This window comes from Roseovarius albus (assembly GCF_900172335.1).
GTDB classification, from domain to species: domain Bacteria; phylum Pseudomonadota; class Alphaproteobacteria; order Rhodobacterales; family Rhodobacteraceae; genus Roseovarius; species Roseovarius albus.
Map to the genome: position 1 here is coordinate 345,089 of NZ_FWFX01000001.1, position 21,230 is coordinate 366,318.

20 protein-coding genes are annotated in these 21,230 nt (G+C 54.8%); 13 read left to right on the top strand and 7 right to left on the bottom strand.

Annotation, left to right across the window (positions count from 1 at the left end; translation table 11 throughout):
• Nucleotides 1-13: 13 nt before the first annotated feature.
• Both ROA7450_RS01650 and ROA7450_RS01655 read right to left on the bottom strand, forming a co-directional pair.
• Complete coding sequence (locus ROA7450_RS01650; RefSeq protein WP_085803877.1) at nt 14-3,805, bottom strand: efflux RND transporter permease subunit; 3,792 nt, start codon at nt 3,803-3,805, stop codon at nt 14-16.
• Complete coding sequence (locus ROA7450_RS01655) at nt 3,802-5,034, bottom strand: efflux RND transporter periplasmic adaptor subunit (protein ID WP_085803878.1); 1,233 nt, start codon at nt 5,032-5,034, stop codon at nt 3,802-3,804. Before ROA7450_RS01655 ends, ROA7450_RS01650 begins: the two co-directional genes overlap by 4 nt.
• A 207-nt stretch (nt 5,035-5,241) precedes the next feature.
• Here ROA7450_RS01655 and ROA7450_RS01660 point away from each other — a divergent pair, with 207 nt between their 5' ends.
• The 4 genes from ROA7450_RS01660 to ROA7450_RS01675 all read left to right on the top strand — a co-directional run bounded on the left by ROA7450_RS01660 (nt 5,242) and on the right by ROA7450_RS01675 (nt 9,908).
• Nucleotides 5,242-5,907, top strand: coding sequence for a tetratricopeptide repeat protein (locus tag ROA7450_RS01660; protein ID WP_085803879.1), 666 nt, complete (start codon nt 5,242-5,244; stop codon nt 5,905-5,907).
• A 51-nt stretch (nt 5,908-5,958) separates the two neighbouring features.
• Nucleotides 5,959-7,296 carry a PQQ-like beta-propeller repeat protein gene (locus ROA7450_RS01665; RefSeq protein WP_085803880.1) on the top strand — a complete coding sequence of 446 codons (1,338 nt, stop codon included), beginning with the start codon at nt 5,959-5,961 and terminating at the stop codon, nt 7,294-7,296.
• 50 nt (nt 7,297-7,346) lie between these two features.
• Nucleotides 7,347-8,801, top strand: coding sequence for a ribosome biogenesis GTPase Der (gene der / locus ROA7450_RS01670; protein ID WP_085803881.1), 1,455 nt, complete (start codon nt 7,347-7,349; stop codon nt 8,799-8,801).
• Between the two features lie 123 nt (nt 8,802-8,924).
• Nucleotides 8,925-9,908 (top strand): fatty acid desaturase, encoded by a 984-nt coding sequence (locus tag ROA7450_RS01675; RefSeq protein WP_085803882.1) that lies wholly within the window; start codon nt 8,925-8,927, stop codon nt 9,906-9,908.
• A gap of 47 nt (nt 9,909-9,955) precedes the next feature.
• On the opposite strand, the gene serS is transcribed toward ROA7450_RS01675, so the two are convergent.
• Nucleotides 9,956-11,248, bottom strand: a complete 1,293-nt coding sequence (gene serS, locus ROA7450_RS01680; protein ID WP_085803883.1) for a serine--tRNA ligase — start codon at nt 11,246-11,248, stop codon at nt 9,956-9,958.
• A 284-nt stretch (nt 11,249-11,532) separates the two neighbouring features.
• Here serS and yajC point away from each other — a divergent pair, with 284 nt between their 5' ends.
• The 9 genes from yajC (at nt 11,533) to ROA7450_RS01725 (ending at nt 18,362) form a co-directional block, all read left to right on the top strand.
• Nucleotides 11,533-11,814, top strand: coding sequence for a preprotein translocase subunit YajC (gene yajC, locus ROA7450_RS01685; protein ID WP_085803885.1), 282 nt, complete (start codon nt 11,533-11,535; stop codon nt 11,812-11,814).
• A gap of 39 nt (nt 11,815-11,853) precedes the next feature.
• Nucleotides 11,854-14,487: a protein translocase subunit SecD gene (secD, locus tag ROA7450_RS01690; RefSeq protein ID WP_085803887.1), complete on the top strand. Its 2,634-nt coding sequence runs from the start codon at nt 11,854-11,856 to the stop codon at nt 14,485-14,487.
• Nucleotides 14,480-15,235, top strand: a complete 756-nt coding sequence (locus ROA7450_RS01695; RefSeq protein ID WP_085803889.1) for a sulfite exporter TauE/SafE family protein — start codon at nt 14,480-14,482, stop codon at nt 15,233-15,235. Before secD ends, ROA7450_RS01695 begins: the two co-directional genes overlap by 8 nt.
• A gap of 1 nt (nt 15,236) precedes the next feature.
• The gene (locus tag ROA7450_RS01700; protein WP_085803891.1) at nt 15,237-15,590 is read left to right on the top strand and encodes an Mth938-like domain-containing protein; all 354 of its coding nucleotides are present in this window, start codon (nt 15,237-15,239) and stop codon (nt 15,588-15,590) included.
• Between the two features lie 65 nt (nt 15,591-15,655).
• On the top strand, nt 15,656-16,273 hold the full coding sequence (gene ccmA / locus ROA7450_RS01705; protein ID WP_085803893.1) for a heme ABC exporter ATP-binding protein CcmA: 618 nt from the start codon (nt 15,656-15,658) through the stop codon (nt 16,271-16,273).
• The gene (gene ccmB, locus ROA7450_RS01710) at nt 16,270-16,926 is read left to right on the top strand and encodes a heme exporter protein CcmB (protein WP_085803895.1); all 657 of its coding nucleotides are present in this window, start codon (nt 16,270-16,272) and stop codon (nt 16,924-16,926) included. The genes ccmA and ccmB overlap by 4 nt, the downstream gene beginning before the upstream one ends.
• Complete coding sequence (locus ROA7450_RS01715) at nt 16,923-17,687, top strand: heme ABC transporter permease (protein ID WP_085803897.1); 765 nt, start codon at nt 16,923-16,925, stop codon at nt 17,685-17,687. Before ccmB ends, ROA7450_RS01715 begins: the two co-directional genes overlap by 4 nt.
• Nucleotides 17,684-17,842 carry a heme exporter protein CcmD gene (gene ccmD / locus ROA7450_RS01720; protein ID WP_200812911.1) on the top strand — a complete coding sequence of 53 codons (159 nt, stop codon included), beginning with the start codon at nt 17,684-17,686 and terminating at the stop codon, nt 17,840-17,842. Before ROA7450_RS01715 ends, ccmD begins: the two co-directional genes overlap by 4 nt.
• Nucleotides 17,835-18,362 (top strand): DsbE family thiol:disulfide interchange protein, encoded by a 528-nt coding sequence (locus ROA7450_RS01725; protein ID WP_085803898.1) that lies wholly within the window; start codon nt 17,835-17,837, stop codon nt 18,360-18,362. The genes ccmD and ROA7450_RS01725 overlap by 8 nt, the downstream gene beginning before the upstream one ends.
• Nucleotides 18,363-18,368: 6 nt before the next feature.
• On the opposite strand, the gene ROA7450_RS21390 is transcribed toward ROA7450_RS01725, so the two are convergent.
• The 4 genes from ROA7450_RS21390 to ROA7450_RS01740 form a co-directional block, all read right to left on the bottom strand.
• A complete protein-coding gene (locus ROA7450_RS21390) occupies nt 18,369-18,494 on the bottom strand; it encodes a hypothetical protein (RefSeq protein ID WP_268808433.1) in 126 nt (41 codons plus the stop codon).
• A 128-nt stretch (nt 18,495-18,622) separates the two neighbouring features.
• Nucleotides 18,623-19,468, bottom strand: a complete 846-nt coding sequence (locus tag ROA7450_RS01730; RefSeq protein ID WP_306372419.1) for a metal ABC transporter permease — start codon at nt 19,466-19,468, stop codon at nt 18,623-18,625.
• A complete protein-coding gene (locus ROA7450_RS01735) occupies nt 19,468-20,328 on the bottom strand; it encodes a metal ABC transporter permease (protein WP_200812912.1) in 861 nt (286 codons plus the stop codon). Before ROA7450_RS01735 ends, ROA7450_RS01730 begins: the two co-directional genes overlap by 1 nt.
• Entirely contained in the window at nt 20,325-21,224 is a 900-nt protein-coding gene (locus ROA7450_RS01740; RefSeq protein WP_085803902.1) for a manganese/iron ABC transporter ATP-binding protein, read from the bottom strand. Before ROA7450_RS01740 ends, ROA7450_RS01735 begins: the two co-directional genes overlap by 4 nt.
• Nucleotides 21,225-21,230: the final 6 nt, after the last annotated feature.

The following is a 21,230-nucleotide window of genomic DNA, read 5'->3' on the forward strand; positions in this document are numbered from 1 at the left end:
CTCATTCTCGTTATTATTCCGCCGCCCGTAAGGGCTTGCCCGATGATGGTTTTTCATCGGTTTTTCCGGCTTTTTCCGTGGGAGTTCTTTCTGGCCCATTCCCTGTGGGATCTTGGGCAGGGTCGAACATCTTTTCGTCCCAAAGGATTTCGGGCAATGCAACCCGCTTGGACGCTTGCGCCAATGCCCAATCCTGTGCCGCGCGGCTGGCACTGCCTTGCGACAGTTTTGCGGCCATACGGGCCAGCCATGTCAGGTAAGTGCCGATCCAGATCCGCAATGCCAACATGGCGGGGGTGAAGATCAATGTCAGAACCGTCGCAATGCCAAGTCCAAAGACCACAGCGGTGGCCAGTTGCTTCCACCACAGAGCAGTGGGGCTGTTGAAGCTATAACCACCATCGGCAAAGTTCAGGCTGAGGCCAAACATCATTGGTGCCAGACCCGCCATTGTTGTGATCGTAGTCAACAGAACTGGGCGAATACGGGCCTCGGCGGTGCGAGTGATCGCCTCGATCCGGGGCATGTAGCGGGAATATTCCTGATAGGTGTCGATCAATACGATGTTGTTGTTCACAACGATCCCGGCCAAGGCGACGATGCCGGTGCCGGTCATGATGATTGAAAACGGCTGGTTCATCACCAGCATGCCAATCAGAACTCCGGTGGTTGACAAGACCACCGCCAGCAAAACCAGCACGGCGTTGTAAACACTGTTGAATTGGGCCAACAGAATGATGAACATCAGACCCAATGCACCAAGGAATGCCTTTTGCAGAAACTCTCCAGATTCTTCCTGATCCTCGGCATCGCCGGTCCACTCAAAACTGATACCAGCAGGAACAACACCACTTTCGAGCCATTCAGTCAGTACTGCAATCCGCTCATTGGGATTGATGGGAACTTCGCTGACTGTGCCATCTTCGGCGGTGATGGATTTAGTCAATCCAGTTTCTACCGCGGCCTTCACATCAAAGAACCGCGTCTGATCAATCCGGTCAATCTGGGCAAGACCCGGAACCGGCTGGCGCGAGACAAAATTGCTAAGTGGGACAAGCCCATCAGCCGTCCGCAGCTTAAGCGTGTCGAGGGTTGACAGAACGCGGAATTCCTCGGGTAGACGCACGCGGATGTCGATTTCTTCATCGCTGCTGTCGACGCGCATGTTGCCCAAAAGAATACCACGAGTGATCAGCTGAACCATGGCTCCAACTGTGGCGACATCCGTGCCATACCGACCGGCCTGTTCCACATCGACATCAATCTGCCAGTCGATCCGGGGCAGGGGGAGAGTATCTTCGATCAAGGTCAGACCATAAGTTTCTTCGAACTTGGCACGGGCAGCGTTGGTAAAGGTTTGCAGTTCTTCCCAATCGTCGCCCTTGATCCGAAGGTGCACGGGTTTGGCGGAGGCTGGACCTTGCTCAAGCGTCAGAATTTCAACTTTGATCCCGTGGATCTTTTCCAGCTCGGTGGTCAGCTCTGCCACCGTGCGTGTGCCATTGGCCGTTGCGTCCGTCACTTGGCGTTTAATTTCCCATCCAAGTAGCGGAATGGAAAACCAAGTCTCTCGCACCGTCGGGCGCTCGTCCCATGGGATCAATTCAAACTGAACTTGACCGATTGTGTCTCGTGGTGGTTGGGCGCCACCGGTGTTGTTGTTGAGACCTCCGTCACCGGCAAAGGCAAAGGCGCTTTGGACATGCGGGTGGTTAAGAACAATCTCTTCGGCTTGTTGTAACAGGTCGTCTTGCTGATCCAAAGAAAGGTTGCCGCGCGCGCGGACGTAGACCAACGCGTTTTCCGGCTCGGTTTCGACAAAGAACTCGGTGCCACGGTTGTTTCCCATATAAAAAATGAGAACGCTGCCGACGAGCACGAAGATGGCGCAGAAGGCTAGCAAAGGTGCCACGGGGTTACCCGCAATCATGTGGATGAACCGTCCGAAAGGCGTGCGATGATAGCCGGCCTCAATTTTGTGCTCTTCACGGGGGAAGATCCGAGCATAAGTCCGCCGAATGTAGCGGCTGAACCTGCGGAATACGGCCATCAGCCCCAGCATGATGCCGACTATGCTCATCAGGCCAATCGCGACAAAGACCATCGCAACAACAAGAAGCATGAAGGCACTTGCAAGCGTCGGGATGACCGACAGAATTATACGACCCATATCCATGTTGGAAAACTGCTGCCCGACCAGTTCGAATAGCCAAGGCACCATTGAACTAGCAAGCCAGAAGCTCGCGACAGCAGTCGGGAACAGAATCAGATGCCATTTCCACGACATATCGGCGATCTGCCGAATGTTGACATCAAACCAGCGTTCGATCCGGCCGGTGACACCGCCCATAACTGGTAGATAGACCAGAGCGACCAGCAGCGACGCGGATAGAACAAAAATCAACGTGACAGGCAGCATGCCCATGAACTGCCCAGGGATGCCGGGCCAAAACAGCATTGGCAGGAAGGCGCAGAGGGTTGTGGCGGTTGAACTGACCACAGGCCAGAACATGCGCTTGGCGGCTTCGACATAGGCGTGCATCGGGCCAGAGCCTTCGTCGATGCGTTTGTCGGCGTATTCCACTACAACAATTGCGCCGTCTACCAACATACCCACGGCTAGGATTAATCCGAACATCACCATATTTGAAACGGTCACGCCCATGATCGCCAGCAGCGCAAAGCACAATAGGAACGATGTAGGAATCGCAAAACCCACCAACAGAGCAGGGCGGATACCAAGCGCTGCCAGCGTGACAATCATCACAAGTGCGATCGCGGTAAGAACCGACCCCTCGAGCTGTTTGACCATCGAAGCCACGATACGGGATTGATCATTGGACACGCCTACGTTTATTGCAGCTTGCAACTCGGTTGGCCATTCATCCTGGGCCTCTGCGACGGTTTGGCGGACGAGGGCTGAGGTGTCGATGATGTTGAAGCCTTTGCGTTTTACCACCTGCAGTGCAACCGAGTTTTCACCATTAAAACGTGCTGTTCCTTGTCGGTCTTCGAATGTCAGGCTGATGGTGGCCAGATCACCTAATGTGACAATTCGGTCTCCATTGGTCTTGATAGGCAATTCATAGACGTCTTGGGGGTCACTAAATGAAGAAGGAATTTTGACTGAAAATGCCCCTTGTTCACTATCGACCTCACCGGCGGCGATCAGTTGGTTGTTGTTTTGAACAACGGTGATCAACTCATTTGCAGTTACATTATAGGCTTCTAGCCGCAGCGGATCGATCACCACTTCAACCATTTCATCCCGGTTTCCTGCGATGCCTGCCTCGAGCACGGGTTCTAACGCTTCCAGCCGGTCCTGTAGATCTTTGGCCAGCCTTGCCATGGTGCGTTCGGGAACAGCGCCGGACAGGTTGACAATGATGATTGGGAATTCGCTGAAATTTATCTCGTTGATGGTGTATTTTTCAGCCCCATCGGGGAATTCAGCCTCGGCCGCGTTCATAGCATCGCGCACATCGGCCAGGATCTTGGTTTTATCCCAGCCAAATTCAAACTCAAGTGCAACACCAGCGTAATTCTCGGCAGCGGTCCCGGTCATTTTCTTGAGGCCGTCAAGATCACTCAATTCAGTTTCCATGACCCTGACCAGTAGTTTCTCGCTGTCTTCAGCGGAAATGCCCGGGAAAATGACTGATACAAACAGAGCCGGGATTTCAATGTCCGGTTCGCCCTCTTTGGGCAGACTCACATAGGCCAAGGTGCCTGCCATCAAGGAGAGCACAATAAAGGCGATCACCATCCGTGCGCGGCTGGCGGCCCAATCGACCAATCCGGTCATTGTCCCAGCTCCTGATAGGTCGGTAGAACGGGTACGCCATCGATGACATACTCCTGCCCAATCACTATGACCTCTGCCATGTCCGGCAAGCCTGCCAGCCAGATGCCATCACTGGTATCTTTGAGGAGTGCAACTGGGACAAATTTGGCGGTATTTTCCGTATCAACCAACCTAACTCCCAACACACCTGCGTCATTCAATGTCAAAGAGGATTGTGGCAACAAATGCGCCCGATTGCCTTCGGCAGAGATCCGAATCTCGGTTGTTTGACCATCGCGCAGGGTCAGATCCGGGTTGGGAACCTGAATTTCCACACGGAATGTGCGCGTGATCGGGTCTGCACTGCGCGACAAGAAAGATACCTTTCCAGCAACATCTTCGCCGGCTGCCATCCGTGCCCGAGCATCTGCGCCAAGAGCGATGCGACTGATTTCGGTTTCAGGTACAAAGCCCACCAGTTTGATTGGGTCCAGCTGAATCACCGTGGCGCAAGGACCACCCGGCAAAAGCAGGCTTCCCAATTCTGCAGTGTCCGATTCCAACAATCCGTCAAACGGAGCACTGATCTGCAGGCGCTCAATCTCTTTTTTTGCTGCGGCGACAGAGGCCTCGGCCGATTGGATGCCGGATTGTGCGGCTTCGACGCCAGACCGTGCCGCCTCAACCAGAGCTTCGGCTGAACTAACGGCAGCACGCGTTTGCGCCAAGCGCACATCAGAGGCATATCCGCCCTCAGATAGCTTTTCAGACGCATTGTTGTTGATCTGCGCTTCAGAGAGTTGTGCCTGCGCTTCTTTCAGACGTGCTTCGGCCTCGGGGATCCGTGTACGTGCTTCGGCCAGGCGCGCCTCAGATTCGGCTAGATTGGCCTGTCGAGTTGCCGGATCAAGTTCGCATAGAACATCGCCCGCTTTTACAAAGGCCCCTTTGCGCAAGGGGTCAGAGATGACAAGTCCAGAAGTTTCAGATTGCAGCTCGACCTCGCGATCTGCTTCGGTCTGACCACGCAGTACTAAGGCGCTGTCAATTTCGCGGGCGGTTGATTTGACCGCTACAACACGTACTGCGTTCGGATCAATGTTCGACTCCGGTGCAGTTGCTCCGTTTTCAGCCAAATCTTCCGTTTCAGACACGGCTTCATCACCACCCGTCAGGCTGTTGCGGTCGAATATAAACAAATACACAAGAAGTGACGCAATAGCGGCGGCCACGATAGGAAAAATCCGCATTCCAATACCTTTAGCAAGAGTTCAGAGCCGGTCGCACATATGTAAGCTGCGATCTGCTTATTTCAAATATAGAATCCCCTGAACCGTATAGTTCAGATAAAGGGGCGACGCAATAATGCAGACCATCGGAACGCGCATAAGCCGCAGCCTCTTGGCAGGCGGAGGGCTTCGGGTTAAGAGGGAGCGGAATGCAGCGAGGATAGATGTTTGAGCGACACCGATAGTTTCATTGACGAAGTCACCGAAGAAGTCCGCCGAGACCGCTTTTATGGAGTCTTACGCCGTTATGGCTGGATCGCGGGTGTGGTTGCTATTGCTTTGGTGGCCGGAACTGCTTGGAATGAATGGAAAAAATCCAACGAACAGCAAGCTGCACAAGAGTTTGGCGATTCCATCATTACCGCACTTGAGCAGCCAGACAGGGCTGTTCGTGCGGATGCGCTGGCAGGGATCACCGCTCCAAATGCAGACGGGCAGGCCATTTTGGAACTGCTGACCGCTGGTGAAGAAGGCAGTGAAGCGCCAGCAGATGCAGCTGCGCGTCTTTTGTCGGTTGCAGATACAGATGGCGTTCAGACCGTGTATCGCCAAATTGCGACCCTCAAAGCGATGTCGTTGCCGAATTCGGGGATTAGCGTTGAAGATAAACAGACGCGTCTCGAAGGCCTTGCGCTTTCAGGTGGTGTAACCGGCCTATTGGCCGAAGAACAATTGGCCCTAATCGATATCGAGCAGGGAGACAGCGATGCCGCGTTGACACGGCTGGCTGGTATTGATGAAAATGCGCAAACCACGCCAAGCTTACGCAATCGTGTCACACAGTTGATTGTCGCGCTTGGTGGTGAGCCGCAAATTGCGGTAACAAGCGAGTAACGAATGACCGCTTGCACGGCACGCCTTGCAAGCCGGAGAGTTGAAACGGGGATGAGAGCATTGAAACCGACCAAGTTAGTTTACGGGGCTGCGCTTCTCGTCGCTTTGACGGCCTGCAGCAAGGATGATCCCATTCTGCAAGGTAAACGCGAGAATATCAGGTCGGTGCTCAGCGAAGAAGACGCCGCAACCCTCGCCAGCTCTCAAACGCCTGCTCAAGCAACGCCGCTGAAGCTTCCGCCAGTTAAAAACAATGCGAATTGGTCGCAATCACCCAATTCGCCTGCGTTCCGAACGGATCACCCAGCTTTACGCAGCACACCACAATTGGCGTGGTCTGTGCCAATCGGAGTCGGGGACGGCAACCGCGCACGTATTACTGCTGATCCGGTCGTGTCCTCCGGGCGGGTATTCACATTAGATGCCCATGCGACAGTGACTGCAGTCTCAACGGCGGGGCAGGTGATCTGGTCACAAAATCTTGTCCCAGCCAATGAATCGGCTGGTGATGCAAGCGGCGGCGGATTGGCCGTGGAAGGCAATACGCTATACGTCTCGTTGGGTTTCGGCTTGTTGACCGCTTTGGATGTTACGACGGGCAATGTGAAATGGCAGCAAAATATGCGCTCGACGGGGACAGGTACACCAACAGTTGTCGGCGATCTGGTCTATGTTGTTGCTGGTGACGAAATCGCATGGGCACTCAATAAGAACACCGGCCGTATTGAGTGGCAGCTGGTTGCCTCGCCTGACATCAACAATGTCTCTGGCGCGCCTGCGCCTGCGGTGTCCAACAAATATGTTGTTTTTGCGTTTGGTTCGGGAGAGGTGCAAGGTGCATTTCTACGCGGTGGCCTTCGAGCCTGGGATGCGCAAGTGGCGGGTCAACGTCCAGGGTATTCCAGCGCGAGTATTGGCGACATTACCGGCGGCCCAATGATTGCCGGGGACAAGGTTTATATCGGCAATCATTCGGGTCGGTTGGTGGCGGTGAACTTGGCCAGCGGCAAACGGATCTGGACGGCATTGGATGGTCCGCTCAATCAGATTTGGCCTGCGGGCGATTCGATTTTTATCGTCTCGGATCGAAATGAGTTGATCCGCATGTCTGCCAATGACGGTAGCCGAATCTGGGCGCGAACCTTGCCCTTCTTCACCAAGACGAAGCCCCGCAAGCAAAGCGAGATTTATGCCCACCACGGCCCGATTTTGGCTGGTGGACGTTTGATCGTAGCCTCAAACGACGGAAAAATGCGCTTTTTCAACCCTCAAAATGGTGCACCACTTGGGGAAGTCGAATTACCGGGAGGAGCCACGACCAATCCGGTTGTAGCAGGTGGGACGCTTTATGTCGTCTCGTCCAAAGGGCAATTGCTGGCTTTCCGTTAAGCGCGTTATCCTGTAACAGAGCGGTCTGATCAGAACCGGAGTTCAGGATTATGAGCTTTACCCTTGCTATTGTGGGCCGCCCCAACGTGGGCAAATCCACGCTTTTCAATCGCCTTGTCGGGCGGCGTTTGGCCTTGGTCGATGACCAGCCCGGGGTGACGCGTGACCTGCGCGAAGGCGAGGGCAAGCTGGGCGATATTCGCTTTACCGTGGTGGATACCGCGGGTCTGGAAGACGCCAATGACGACTCCCTGCAAGGACGCATGCGCCGCCTGACAGAGCGTGCGGTTGATATGGCCGACATCTGCCTCTTTATGATCGATGCCCGCGCTGGTGTGACGCCGACGGATGAAATGTTCGCCGAAATCCTGCGTAAGCGCTCGGACCACGTCATTCTGGCGGCGAATAAATCCGAAGGCAGCGCTGCCGATGCTGGCGTGATCGAGGCTTATAGTCTTGGACTGGGCGAGCCGGTACGCCTGTCTGCTGAGCACGGCGAGGGGATGAATGATCTCTATTCGCAGCTCATGCCAATCGCTGATGAATACGCCAAACGCGCAGAAGCAAATGCACCAGAAACCGATGTTACAATTGACGAAGACGATGACGATGCGCCGCGAGTTCCCACAGCGGAGAAACCATTGCAAATCGCGGTTGTTGGGCGGCCGAATGCTGGTAAATCGACTCTGATCAATAAGATCCTTGGCGAAGACCGGCTTCTGACGGGGCCAGAGGCGGGGATCACCCGCGATGCGATTTCGCTGCGGATCAATTGGAACGACACGCCAACCCGAATTTTTGACACCGCCGGGATGCGTAAAAAGGCCAAGGTGCAGGAAAAATTGGAAAAACTGTCTGTTTCAGACGGTTTGCGCGCGGTGAAGTTTGCTGAAGTTGTCGTTGTGCTTCTGGATGCTGCCATCCCGTTTGAACAACAAGATCTACGCATTGCCGATCTGGCCGAACGGGAAGGGCGGGCTGTTGTTGTGGCCGTCAACAAATGGGACATCGAGGACGATAAGCAGGAAAAGCTCAAAGAACTCAAAGAAGAGTTTGCACGCCTGCTGCCACAACTCCGTGGAGCCCCTTTGATCACGGTTTCCGCCAAAACCGGCCGTGGACTGGAGCGTCTCTATGCGGCGATCATGAAGGCGCATGAAGTGTGGAACCGGCGTGTGCCTACCGCCGCCTTGAACCGCTGGCTGACTGGCATGCTGGAACAGCACCCGCCGCCGGCCCCGCAAGGCAAACGGATCAAGCTGCGCTATATGACCCAGGCCAAAACCCGCCCGCCGGGGTTTGTGGTGATGTGTTCGCACCCCGATAAGATGCCGGCGAGCTATTCACGCTATCTTGTCAATGGGTTACGCGAAGACTTTGATATGCCGGGCACACCTATTCGCTTGATGTTGCGTGGTCAAAGCGACAAAAATCCCTACAAGGGCAAAAAGAAAAGTGGTCCTTCTAAACTGCGCAAGCATCTCAAACCGCGCGCAGAGTCGTAATATCTGGCGGCTTGCGGTGCGCGAAATGACGCGCCTCATTGGCTATGTCCTTGTTCTGGTTGTCTTAGTCACAAATAACATTATCCTTGAGTGAAGATTCGGACAGAGCCGACGGGGGATGGCATGGATCTGCGGGCCTATACGCGCCAGTACACGAAAAAAGATAACCGCATTGCGGCATTAAGTTATTTTGGAACATTTGCGGTTTATTTCTCCGCGTTCTATCTGGCTGTTGCTTATGTGGATCGTTGGTATGTGATGATACCGGCAGGGGTGATTTTCGCCTTTGCAGCTGTGCGTCTTTACGTCTTGCAACACGACTGTGGACACCACTCCCTGTTTGAAACGCGCGAACAGAATGAATGGGCCGGGCACGGGTTGTCACCCTTCACCTTTGCCCCGTTCGAAGTGATGAAACAAAATCACAATCTGCACCACGCCGGTGTGGGCAATCTGGAGCATCGCGAAACTGGCGAAGTGCATACCATGACTCTGCGCGAGTGGAATACCGCCGGGTTCTGGGCACGCCTTCAATACCGGCTCTACCGCAATCCGTTCATTCTCATCCCGGTAGGGGCGCTCTTTACCTATTTCGTCCGCTATCGTTGGCCTAAGAATACGCTACGGTTTGGCATTGGTGGCGTGGTTTTACACAACCTGTCCATCTTGGTGTTTTTGGGATTGATTTATAAACTCTCGGGATGGAGCGGGTTGGCGGTGTTTTTCGGCTTTAGCTACCTTGGTGGAATGATCGGAGTTTTTCTGGTCTACCTTCAGCACAATTTCGAAGACACCTATTGGGATCGACGCCCGGATCTGGACCCGCAGCTTGCGGCCCTTCAGGGGGCTTCAGCATTGGACTTTGGTTGGTTCTTTGATCTGACAGTTGCCTGCATCACCCTGCACGACATTCATCACTTCAACGCGCGTATTCCGTCTTATCGCCTGCGCGCTTGCCATTATAATCTGCCCGAAGAATACGCTCCGCGCCGGATCAAGTTCCCCGAGGCAGTGGCGGCGCTGACCCTTAAGCTGTGGGACGAGGAAAACAACCGTCTGGTTCCGTTTCCAAAAGTGCGACAGACCAGTACTGTTCCGGCGGAATAAAGAAAGCCGCCCAGCGGAACTGGGCGGCTAAATCTCTTGCTAATCGATTAGGCCAGCGTCCCGTCGGCCCGCAGTGTGGTTTTACCACGCAGATATGGATGCAGAGCTTCTGGCAGCTTAACTGAACCATCCGCTTGTTGGCAATTCTCCAGCACCGCGATCAAACAGCGCCCCACGGCGAGGCCAGACCCATTGAGCGTATGCAGGAACTGTGGTTTGCCGCCATCTGCAGGCTTGAACCGTGCGTTCATGCGCCGGGCCTGAAAATCACCACAGACCGAGACCGAGCTGATCTCGCGGTATGTGTTTTGACCGGGCAACCAGACCTCAATATCATGGGTTTGACGGGCACCAAAACCGATATCGCCAGTGCACAGCACAACGGTGCGGTAGGCCAGACCTAGCCGCTCCAAAATGCCCTCTGCGCAGCCGGTCATTCGGTCCAGCTCTTCTCGGGATTTGTCGGGATGCGTGATTGACACCATTTCGACTTTTTCAAACTGGTGCTGGCGCAACATGCCTGCGGTGTCACGGCCTGCGCTGCCTGCCTCAGAGCGGAAACATTGCGTGTGCGCGACATAGCGGCGGGGGAGATAGCTTTCATCTACGACCGAACTGTTGACAATGTTGGTCAACGTTACCTCGGCTGTGGGCACCAGCCACCAGCCGTTGGTGGTCTCATAGCTGTCTTCGCCAAACTTGGGCAGTTGTCCGGTGCCATACATCATCTCGGGGCGCACCAATACGGGCGTCCAGGTTTCCGTTAGGCCGTTTTCTTCAATATGTGTATCCAGCATGAACTGCGCCAGCGCGCGGTGAATGCGGACAACCCCACCGGACAAAACGACAAAGCGCGAGCCGCTGAGTTTTGCTGCCGTTTCAAAATCCATGCCCGGCTTGACCCCTTCGATGTCGAAGTGCTCTTTCGGGGTGAAATCAAACGTGCTGGGGGTGCCCCAGCGACGGATCTCGACATTATCTTCTTCATCCACGCCATCTGGTACATCATCAAACGGCAGGTTGGGCAGGCCCATCAGCAGATTTGTCAGTTGTTGATCCAGTTCCTTGGCCTCGGCTTGCATCTGCGCCACTTCAGCTTTCTTCTCACCCACCAGCGCGCGCAGGCGCTCGAATTCAGCCTCGTCACCTTTGGCTTTGGCCGCCCCAACTTCTTTGCTGGCTTTGTTCTGATCGGCTTGCGCCGTCTCGGCGGCATGAATGCGGGCGCGACGGGCCTCGTCAATTTTCAGGACCTCAGATGACACGCCACTCAACCCGCGACGGGCCATGATGGCGTCAAAGGCGTCAGGGTTTTCACGGATTGCGCGAATGTCGTGCATTTTTCTTGGTCCTATGATTGATCGACTCGTTTGTTTGTGTATGCACCAGAAATCGCGAAGGGTGTAGGGTGGTTGGGTATCTTGCCGGTGAATAAGCAACGCTTTTTGCTGGTGGTGCCAAAATGTTCAGTTTCATCGGTCTAAGGTGCCGGCTCGCTGCTTTCCCGCCTTGCAAACCGGGCGGTTGGGGCCTAGGTTCCGTGCAACTTCGCAGGGACCTTTCTTGCGATTCAAGAATAAATTGCAAGGGCTATCCTTGCGCCTCAAGATAAGGAAGTTGCCCAATGGAAGCTTTTGGCCAGTTTGTCCCGCTAATTCTGATCTTCGCCATCATGTGGTTCCTGCTGATCCGTCCGCAGCAAAAGAAGATGAAAGAGCATCAAGCGATGGTTGCAGCCCTGCGTAAGGGCGACAAAGTTGTCACTCAAGGCGGTATCCTGGGCAAGGTGACCAAGGTGAAAGACGACAACGAAATCGAAGTTGAAATCGCCAGTGGTGTTCAGGTGTCTGTTGTTCGCAGCACGATCACGCAAGTGTTGTCGAAAACTGAACCAGCCGCAAGCTGAGTTAAACAACAATAATCAAACCGTTGAAAAGGCGGCATAATGCTTCAAATCGACTTGTGGAAACGCATCGTGATCTGGGGCCTTGTCGCCCTCGGACTTCTTCTGGCGCTGCCAAACGGTTTCTATTCCCGTGTGGAAACCCGCAATGACGCCGTTGCGGCGTTGGAAATGGGCCAAACCGGGGCTGAGCTAGAGGCGCAAGCTGCGCAATGGCCCAGCTTTTTGCCGTCATCCTTGGTCAACCTTGGGCTTGATCTGCGCGGTGGGGCACATTTGCTGGCCGAGGTGCGCGTGGAAGAGGTCTATCAGGCCCGCCTTGAAGGCATGTGGCCCGATGTCCGTGATTTGCTGCGTCAGGAGCGTGACCGCATTGGCCCGATCCGTTTGCAGCCCTCAGATGCGAATGAGCTTCGTGTCCGTCTGGTCGAAAAACCCGAAGAGATTGCCTATGCCGCCTCGCAGGTGCGGGGATTAGCCCGCCCGGTGACGAGCCTGACCGGTGTGGCCAGCAACGATATTGAAGTGACTACCGATGGCGCGGATATTATCATCCGGCTGAGTGAAGCCGAACGTCTGGCCATGGATGAACGCACCGTACGTCAGGCGCTGGAAATCATCCGCCGCCGGATTGACGAGGTTGGCACACGCGAACCCACCATTCAGCGCCAAGGCGCCAGCCGGATCCTGATCCAGGTGCCGGGCATTGGAAGTGCGGCAGAGCTAAAAGAGATCATTGGCACCACTGCGCAACTGACCTTCCAACCGGTAGTTGGCCGGACATCTGACCTGGACGAACGCCCCGGGGCAGGTAATGAAATATTGCCGTCCATCGATGAAGAAGGTGTCTATTACATTCTTGAAAAAGCGCCGGTTGTGACTGGTGAAGAACTGGTCGACGCGCAACCTGATTTTGACCAGAATGGTCGTCCGGCCGTGTCCTTCCGGTTCAATCCCACAGGCGCGCGTAAATTTGGCGACTATACCGCCGAAAACATCGGGAACCCCTTTGCCATCGTGCTGGATGGTGAGGTGATCAGCGCTCCGGTGATCCAAAGTCATATCCCGGGTGGTTCGGGTATCATTACGGGCCGTTTCACCGTCGAAGAAAGCACCAACTTAGCCGTGCTCTTGCGCGCGGGTGCCTTGCCAGCAGGTTTGGACTTCCTCGAAGAACGGACGATCGGGCCTGAGCTTGGCGCGGACAGCATTGAGGCGGGTAAGATTGCCTGTATCGTCGCTTTTGCCATGGTGCTGGTTTTTATGGCTCTCAGCTATGGCACCTTTGGGATTTTCGCCAATATCGCACTGATCATCAACGTTGGTTTGATCTTTGGCTTGCTCAGCATGCTTGGGGCGACGCTAACCTTACCGGGGGTTGCGGGGATCGTCTTAACCATCGGTATGGCGGTGGATGCCAACGTATTGGTGTTTGAACGGATCAAGGAAGAAATAAAATCATCCAAAGGTCCGGCACGGGCGATTGAATTGGGATACGAGAAGGCGCTGAGTGCGATCACTGACGCCAACATCACCACCTTTATCACTGCCGTGATCTTGTTTGCTATGGGCAGCGGCCCGGTGCGGGGTTTTGCCATTACGTTAGGGATCGGGATCATCACCTCGGTTTTTACCGCGATCTTTGTGACACGCCTGATGGCTGTGATCTGGTTTGAACGCCGCCGGCCTAAGACCGTATTGCAAGGGAAATACCTGAGGCTGGTGCCTAAAAATACCAAATGGGATTTCTTCCGCCGCTGGCGGGTGTCCCTAGGCGTTTCGGCTGTTCTGATAGTCGTTGCTATGGCCTCCTTTGCCATTCAAGGCTTGAATTTTGGTATCGATTTCAAAGGCGGCACAACGATCCGTACAGAAAGCGCGCAACCAATTGATATTGGGGAATATCGCTCTGCCATTCAGCCACTTGAATTGGGTGACGTCAGCATTACCGAAGTGTTTGATCCAACCTTTGACGAAGATCAGAACGTTGCAATGATCCGTATTCAAGCACAAGACGGCGAAGAGGCGGTATCGGCAGATGTGACGCAAAATACTTTGAAAGCTTTGCAAACTGTTGACCCAGAATTGAAGTTCACATCCGTCGAAAGCGTCGGCCCCAAGGTGTCAGGAGAGTTGATCACAGCTGCTGTGATTGCTGTTGTTTTGGCGATTGGTGCGGTTCTGTTCTATATCTGGTTGAGGTTTGAATGGCAGTTTGCGGTCGGAGCCGTTGCGGCCCTGATTCACGACGTTGTGTTGACCATCGGGGTGTTCTCAGAACTGCAAATCCAGTTCGATCTGGCTATTATCGCCGCGCTGCTTACCATCGTAGGGTATTCTCTCAACGATACTGTAGTTGTGTTTGATCGGGTTCGCGAGAACCTGCGTAAATACAAACAAAAACCTCTGTCCGAAGTTCTGAACCTGTCGATCAACGAGACGCTGAGCCGAACGGTTATGACCTCGGTCACCACTTTGCTGGCCTTGCTGTCACTTTATGTGCTGGGTGGCGATGTGATCCGCGGATTTGTCTTCGCAATGATCTGGGGCGTGATCGTCGGGACATATAGTTCGATCTTTGTCGCCAGCTCGATCCTTCTGTGGTTGGGGGTAAAGCGCGATTGGTCAAAACCATCCAACAATGCGGGCAATCAGTACGCCAACATCGATGCTTGAGCTGATTACAGATGTCCTGGCATTGCCAGGACTAATTTGGTTAATCGTCGCGATTGGTTTTGCCGGGATTGTGCGGGGCTTTACAGGCTTTGGTACTGCCCTGATTTTTGTCCCGGTCGCAGGGATATTCCTGCCGCCCGAGCAAGTGGTTGCGGTCATAACTCTGACCGGCATTGTCAGCATGTCAGCGCTGGTGCCGCGGGCTTGGGGGCAGGCGGATCGCAAGGAAGTGGGCGTTTTGGCCTTTGCGGCGTTGCTGACCGTTCCGGTTGGGATCATGCTGCTTAGGCAATTGGATCAAGTGACCGTGCGCTGGATGGTGACAGTGATAGCCTCGGTCACATTGGCGGCTTTGATCACAGGGTGGCGGTATTCAAGAAAGATCGACGCCAAGGGCCTTTTGGGTGTTGGCGGCGTTGCAGGTGTTGTTGGCGGGCTGACCGGCTTGACTGGGCCAATTGTGATCATGTTCTATCTGGCCGGGCAGGGCGCAGTGAAAACCATTCGGGCCAATACCATTTTGTTTCTTGCCGCACTTGATATTGTGATTGTTGCCAACCTTCTGCTTTCTGGAACGATTGAGTTGGGCACGCTTGTTTTGGCGATTGTTCTTGCTGTGCCGTATTTCACAACAACACTGATCGGACAGGCGGCTTTTGACCCTAGCCAAGAGAAGTTCTATCGTTGGGCTGCCTATGCGGTGATCGGGGTGGCTGTACTGACGGGCCTGCCGCTTTGGGGAGTGTGACATGCGACTGAACGAGATCAACTACACAGAAGCATTGCCGATTGACGGCTATGGTCCAGGGTTCTTTCGGATCGGTGGGCAGGCGATTGAAGGGCCTATCTTTATCTCTGACGATGGAGTGCACACCTGGGACGGTTATGAAGATCGTGCGCTGCTACTGGATTTGGCTGAGCAAGTGGATGTCCTGTTCATTGGTACGGGCGCTGAAACGGAACATGTGCCAGAAGATCTGCGGGCGACGCTGGAAGGCTTGGGCATCGGAGTGGAGGCAATGAACTCCCCTGCGGCCTGTCGAACCTATAACGTGTTGCTGTCCGAAGGACGCCGGATCGCGTTGGCCCTGCTGCCGGTCTAATCGGTCGCAGTGTTCTACGCCGTATCTGGCTTTTTCAAACATTCAGAATGGGATAAAGACGGATCATGATGCTAGAGGTCTCAGATCTGTCTGTCACCCGTGGAGGTGTGAAGCTGCTTGAAGGTGTATCCTTTAAGCTGGCGGCGGGTCAGGCTTTGGTGCTGCGTGGGCCCAACGGTGTGGGCAAAACCTCTTTGCTGCGTACGGTGGCTGGTTTACAGCCTGCGCTTGGCGGCGCCATTCAATTTGAGCCAGACGGTTTTGCCTATGCCAGCCACGCAGATGGTATCAAGGCGACGTTGAGTGTCGAGGAAAACTTGACGTTCTGGGCACAGATCTTTGGATCAAATGGTGTTGAGGCTGCGATGATGGCCTATGATTTGCGAACCTTGCGAGAGCGCCCCGCTGGCGCGTTATCCGCCGGACAGGGGCGTCGGTTAGGATTGGCCCGGTTGTTGGTGACCGGGCGGCCGCTTTGGCTGCTGGATGAGCCCACGGTGTCTCTGGATGCCGAAGCCGTTGGGATGTTTGCGCGGGCGATTAAAGCACATTTGCAAGCAGGTGGAGCGGCCCTGTTGGCGACACATATAGATCTGGGGTTGGAGGATCCGACGGTTTTGGAATTGTCACCCTATAAAGCCAAAACCCCAGTCACCGACGATTTCGACGAGGCCTTCTTGTGATCGCGCTTCTGATCCGTGATCTTAAACTGGCCCTGCGCGCCGGTGGGGGCTTTGGTCTGGCGCTGGCGTTTTTCCTGATCGTTGTCACATTGGTGCCATTTGGCGTTGGGCCCGATCCGGAACTGTTGTCCAAGATAGCGCCTGGGATTCTTTGGTTGGGGGCATTGTTGGCTTGCCTGCTATCACTGGATCGCATCTTTGCGTTGGATTGGGAAGATGGCAGTCTGGATCTGCTGGCGACGTCGCCTTTACCATTGGAAGGTGTCGCGGCGATCAAGAGCTTTGGGCATTGGCTCACAACGGGGTTGCCGCTCATCCTTGCAGCCCCTTTGTTCGGCGTATTGATGAACCTTCCAGCAACGGGCTTCATACCGCTGATCCTGTCACTTACCCTTGGCACCCCGGCACTTAGCGTGATCGGGACCTTTGGGGCGGCTTTGACGGTGGGATTGAAGCGAGGGGGTCTGCTGCTCAGCCTGTTGGTTTTGCCGCTTTATGTGCCAACGTTGATCTTTGGTGCGCAGGTGGCTCAGCGTGGCGCGGAAGGGCTCTCGATAACCTCGCCCCTGTTGATGCTTGCAGGAATCACCTGCGGCACCATAGCGCTTTTGCCTTTTGCGGCGGCTGCGGTATTGAAGGCGAACCTGAGATGAATCAGAGACCCGAGCAAAAGAGGCCAGCGGTGAATTCAGTCTGGGAATACGCCAATCCGCGCAGGTTTATCGCCACCAGCGATCGGCTGATGCCATGGATCTGGGGTGGTGCAATTGCCTGCCTTGTTATCGGGTTAATCTGGGGCTTTTTCTTCACGCCGGATGACTACCGTCAGGGATCAACCGTCAAGATCATCTATCTGCATGTGCCGTCGGCGTTAATGGCCATTAACGCGTGGTTCATGATGCTGGTCACCTCGTTGATCTGGATCATTCGTCGCCACCATGTCAGCGCCTTGGCAGCACGTGCTGCTGCCCCAGTGGGGTTGGTGATGACGCTAATTGCCCTACTGACCGGCGCGATCTGGGGGCAACCGATGTGGGGAACCTGGTGGGCCTGGGACCCGCGGCTGACATCGTTTCTGATCCTGTTTCTGTTTTACCTTGGCTATATCGCGCTTTGGAGTGCGATTGAGAATGACGATACGGCGGCGGATCTGACCTCGATCTTGTGTCTGGTAGGATCGGTCTTTGCAATTCTCAGCCGCTATGCGGTGAATTTCTGGAACCAAGGCCTGCATCAGGGAGCGTCGCTGAGCCTGGACAAAGAGGAAAACGTGGCCGACGTGTTTTACCACCCACTACTGTTTTCCATTGCGGGGTTTGTCTTGCTGTTTCTGGGGCTTGTGCTGTTGCGCACCCAAACCGAAATCCGCGCCCGCCGAATGCGGGCTCTGTTGGCACGGGAGCGTCTGCAATGATGCCGGAGCTTGGGAAATACGCCGCAACGGTTTTGTCGGCCTACGGGGTTTCAGTGGTGCTTTTGCTGCTGTTGGTCGGGGCCAGTATTTGGCGCGCCAAACAAGTCCGGGGGCAGCTTGAACAGATTGAGCAAAGGATGAAGCAGGATGGCTAAGGTTTCACCTTTGATGTTGGCTCCACCGCTGATCTTTCTGGCACTAGCAGGCACATTCTATGTTGCGATGCAGAGAGAAAATCCAGATGAATTGCCGTCTGCGCTTGAAGGTAAAAAAGCCCCGGCGGTGCAGGTTGGAACTTTTGCAGACGCGCAGCCGTTCTCCGATGAAGATCTACGCAATGGTGAGGTGAAACTGGTGAACTACTGGGCCAGTTGGTGTGCTCCGTGCCGGGCAGAGCATCCTCAATTGGAGATTCTGGCGGATGAAGGCGTGCCGATCTATGGGATCAACTACAAAGACAAACCCTCACAGGCCGTTAGTTTCTTGGAAGAGCTGGGCAACCCCTATGCCAAACTTGGTACCGATGACGGGCGTATGGCGCTGAATTGGGGGGTTTACGGCGTGCCGGAGACTTATGTGATCGATGGTGACGGGACAATACTGCTGCGCTTTGCCGGCCCGATCACCAAAAGCATTCTGGAAAGCACCATTCGCCCGGCATTGCAGGCAGAGTAATCTAACTTACTCTGGGTGAATGTTCGCCCGCAATTCTGTCGGCTTTTCGTGCTGATTGGCATCAACACCAGCGCCATAGACGGCGATAATCGCTAAAATGGCCACTTGTACTGCAATCAATGTTCCGCGCATGTTCGTCATCCTTGTTTCACTCCAGCAGAAATGGGGATGCGTGTGAATATTTAAAGGGACGGGTCTGCGGGTGAGCGCATTTTTGCTGTGCGCATGCACACAGGGCACGTGCGCCCTGATGCTGGCGGTCAATCCAGCACTGCGATCTTGGTTGAATGTTTGCGGTTCTGAAACTGACGCCAGATAAAGGCGATGATGAACATTGCTGTCAGGATCAGAATGATGGTTGGCGCAGGAGCGCTGTCGATGAAAAAGCTGGCATAAGTACCTATCATCATTGCGAACATGCAGATCAGAACGGACAGCCAGAGCATGGTCGAGAATTTGCGCACCAACAGAAAGGCAATGGCGCCCGGGGCAATCAGCAATCCGATGGCAAGGATCAGACCCACAGCTGACAGAGTGGCCACGATAGTGAGCGAAAGGGCCGTCAGAAGGCCGTAATGCAACAGATTGACCGGCAGGCCTGCCGCGCGCGCCTGTGCCGGATCAAAGCTGTGCAACAGCAGATCATTCCATTTCAGGAGTAGGGCGGCAGCGACGACCAGTGAAATAAGACCTGCTGAGATCAGTTCAGACTGATCAACACCCAGCATATTGCCATAGAGGATATGCATCAGGTCCACATCAGTTTTCGCTGCGACATAAAGCACGATGCCCAGCCCAAACATACCTGAGAAGACCACCCCCATCACGGTGTCTTGCTTCACGCGGCTATTGCCCGAGAGATAGCCAGTGGTGATGGCACAGGTCATGCCAGCGGCAAAGGCGCCGATAAGTAAAGGCAGGCCAAACATATAGGCCAGAACGATACCGGGCAGAACCGCGTGGCTGACCGCGTCGCCCATCAACGCCCAACCTTTGAGTACTAGAAAGCAAGATAGGAGTGCCGCTGGAACCGAGACGATCAGTCCAATCAAAAAGGCGTTTTGCATAAAGCCGAACTGAAACGGCATGAGAAGTGTCTCAGCCATCATGCCACCTCCTGCAAGGCCGCACGCGCCTTGGCCTTGGCTGCCAGAAGGCCATGTTTGGGGGCCAAGATAAACACCAGCAGGAAAATCAGCGTTTGTAAGCTCACGATAATGCCGCCGGTGGCGCCATCAAGGAAATAGCTGGCATAAGCGCCGACAAAGCTGGTGCTGCTGCCGATGATGATCGACGTCACGATCAGGCGTGGAAAGCGATCGCAAAGCAGATAGGCGGTGGCCCCGGGGGTGACCACCATGGCAATCACCAGAAACGCCCCCACTGTCTGCATCGCCGCCACGACCGAGGCAGAGAGTAACGTGAAAAAGATCGCCTTGAGCACCCCTGTACGCAGACCGATGGTCCGGGCGTGACTTTCATCGAAAAAGGTGACCATGAGATCTTTCCATAGCACAAACAGCACAGCGAGCGAGACAAAGCCGATGATGGCAAGTTGCAGAGTGTCGCTCGGTGTGATGGCCAAAATATTGCCCATGGTTATCGTCTGTACCGAGATCGAGATTGGATTGATCGAAACCATGAATAACCCAAGCCCAAAGAAGGATGTGAAGATCAGGCCAATAATGACATCGACCTTCAGACCGGAACGTTCGGACAGAAACAACATCGATCCGGCGGCTAGACCGCCCGCCAGAAATGCACCTAGTGCAAAGGGTAGGCCCAGCAGGTAAGCTGCGGCCACACCAGGCACCACCGAATGCGCCAGTGCATCACCGATCAAGGACCAGCCTTTGAGCATCAGATAGGCGGACAGAAAGGCACAGACGCTGCCCACAAGCGCGGACACCCACATTGCATTGGTCATATAATTGTAGCTAAACGGTTCGAGCAGGACGTCGATCATGGAGTGCTCTCTGCCGTCTGTGTTTTCTCGCCGTACTGAACGAAAGGACGTTCATCATCTGTCAGGATGGTGACCGTGCGGGCATCAGCGTCGTCATGTAGGGCTTCGCCGCCAAGGGTGAAGTGGCGCAGAACGCCGCCAAAGGCGGCTTCGAGGTTGGCACGGGTAAATGTCGTCTCAGTAGGGCCATGGGCCAGAACCGTGCCTTTGACCAGAATCGTACGGTCGCAAAATTCTGGGACGGAACCAAGGTTATGAGTCGAGACCAACATCACCCGACCTTCGTCGCGCATCTCTTTCAGCAGCGCGATAATCTGCTCTTCGGTTTTGACGTCGACACCGGTAAAGGGCTCATCGAGAAGGATCACTTGACCGTCTTGTGCCAAAGCGCGTGCCAGAAACACCCGTTTGCGTTGGCCACCGGACAGCTCACCGATCTGGCGGTGGCGCAAGTCTGCCATATTGACGCGTTGAAGCGCATTCTCGACAGCGGCATGATCTACTGCCTTTGGGCGGCGTAGTATACCCATATGGCCGTAGCGGCCCATCATCACGACATCCTCGACCAGCACCGGAAAGGTCCAGTCGACCTCTTCCGCCTGTGGGACATAGGCCACCAGATTTTGTTTCAGTGCGTCCTTGACCGACCGGCCAAGGATCTGCATCTGGCCTTTGGCCGCCGGGACAAACCCCATGACCGCTTTGAAGAGGGTGGATTTTCCAGCGCCGTTCACGCCCACAAGGGCCGTAACCGTGCCCTGTGGAATGGCAAAGCTCGCATCACGCAGGGCTGTGTGCCCATTGCGGTAGGTGACAGTAACATCTTTGACATCAATGCCGCCCGCCGGCTCAGAAACAGGTGTTGCCGTTTCTTTCACTGCAAGTCGCACACTCATCTTAGT

Bases quoted from the DNA above. Each gene is read 5' to 3' on its own strand.
- ROA7450_RS01650 (WP_085803877.1), bottom strand. From the start codon at position 3,805: ATGACCGGATTGGTCGATTGGGCCGCCAGCCGCGCACGGATGGTGATC.
- ROA7450_RS01655 (WP_085803878.1), bottom strand. From the start codon at position 5,034: ATGCGGATTTTTCCTATCGTGGCCGCCGCTATTGCGTCACTTCTTGTG.
- ROA7450_RS01665 (WP_085803880.1), top strand. From the start codon at position 5,959: ATGAGAGCATTGAAACCGACCAAGTTAGTTTACGGGGCTGCGCTTCTC.
- der (WP_085803881.1), top strand. From the start codon at position 7,347: ATGAGCTTTACCCTTGCTATTGTGGGCCGCCCCAACGTGGGCAAATCC.
- ROA7450_RS01675 (WP_085803882.1), top strand. From the start codon at position 8,925: ATGGATCTGCGGGCCTATACGCGCCAGTACACGAAAAAAGATAACCGC.
- serS (WP_085803883.1), bottom strand. From the start codon at position 11,248: ATGCACGACATTCGCGCAATCCGTGAAAACCCTGACGCCTTTGACGCC.
- yajC (WP_085803885.1), top strand. From the start codon at position 11,533: ATGGAAGCTTTTGGCCAGTTTGTCCCGCTAATTCTGATCTTCGCCATC.
- secD (WP_085803887.1), top strand. From the start codon at position 11,854: ATGCTTCAAATCGACTTGTGGAAACGCATCGTGATCTGGGGCCTTGTC.
- ROA7450_RS01695 (WP_085803889.1), top strand. From the start codon at position 14,480: ATGCTTGAGCTGATTACAGATGTCCTGGCATTGCCAGGACTAATTTGG.
- ROA7450_RS01700 (WP_085803891.1), top strand. From the start codon at position 15,237: ATGCGACTGAACGAGATCAACTACACAGAAGCATTGCCGATTGACGGC.
- ccmA (WP_085803893.1), top strand. From the start codon at position 15,656: ATGATGCTAGAGGTCTCAGATCTGTCTGTCACCCGTGGAGGTGTGAAG.
- ROA7450_RS01715 (WP_085803897.1), top strand. From the start codon at position 16,923: ATGAATCAGAGACCCGAGCAAAAGAGGCCAGCGGTGAATTCAGTCTGG.
- ccmD (WP_200812911.1), top strand. From the start codon at position 17,684: ATGATGCCGGAGCTTGGGAAATACGCCGCAACGGTTTTGTCGGCCTAC.
- ROA7450_RS01725 (WP_085803898.1), top strand. From the start codon at position 17,835: ATGGCTAAGGTTTCACCTTTGATGTTGGCTCCACCGCTGATCTTTCTG.
- ROA7450_RS21390 (WP_268808433.1), bottom strand. From the start codon at position 18,494: ATGCGCGGAACATTGATTGCAGTACAAGTGGCCATTTTAGCGATTATC.
- ROA7450_RS01730 (WP_306372419.1), bottom strand. From the start codon at position 19,468: ATGGCTGAGACACTTCTCATGCCGTTTCAGTTCGGCTTTATGCAAAAC.
- ROA7450_RS01735 (WP_200812912.1), bottom strand. From the start codon at position 20,328: ATGATCGACGTCCTGCTCGAACCGTTTAGCTACAATTATATGACCAAT.
- ROA7450_RS01740 (WP_085803902.1), bottom strand. From the start codon at position 21,224: ATGAGTGTGCGACTTGCAGTGAAAGAAACGGCAACACCTGTTTCTGAG.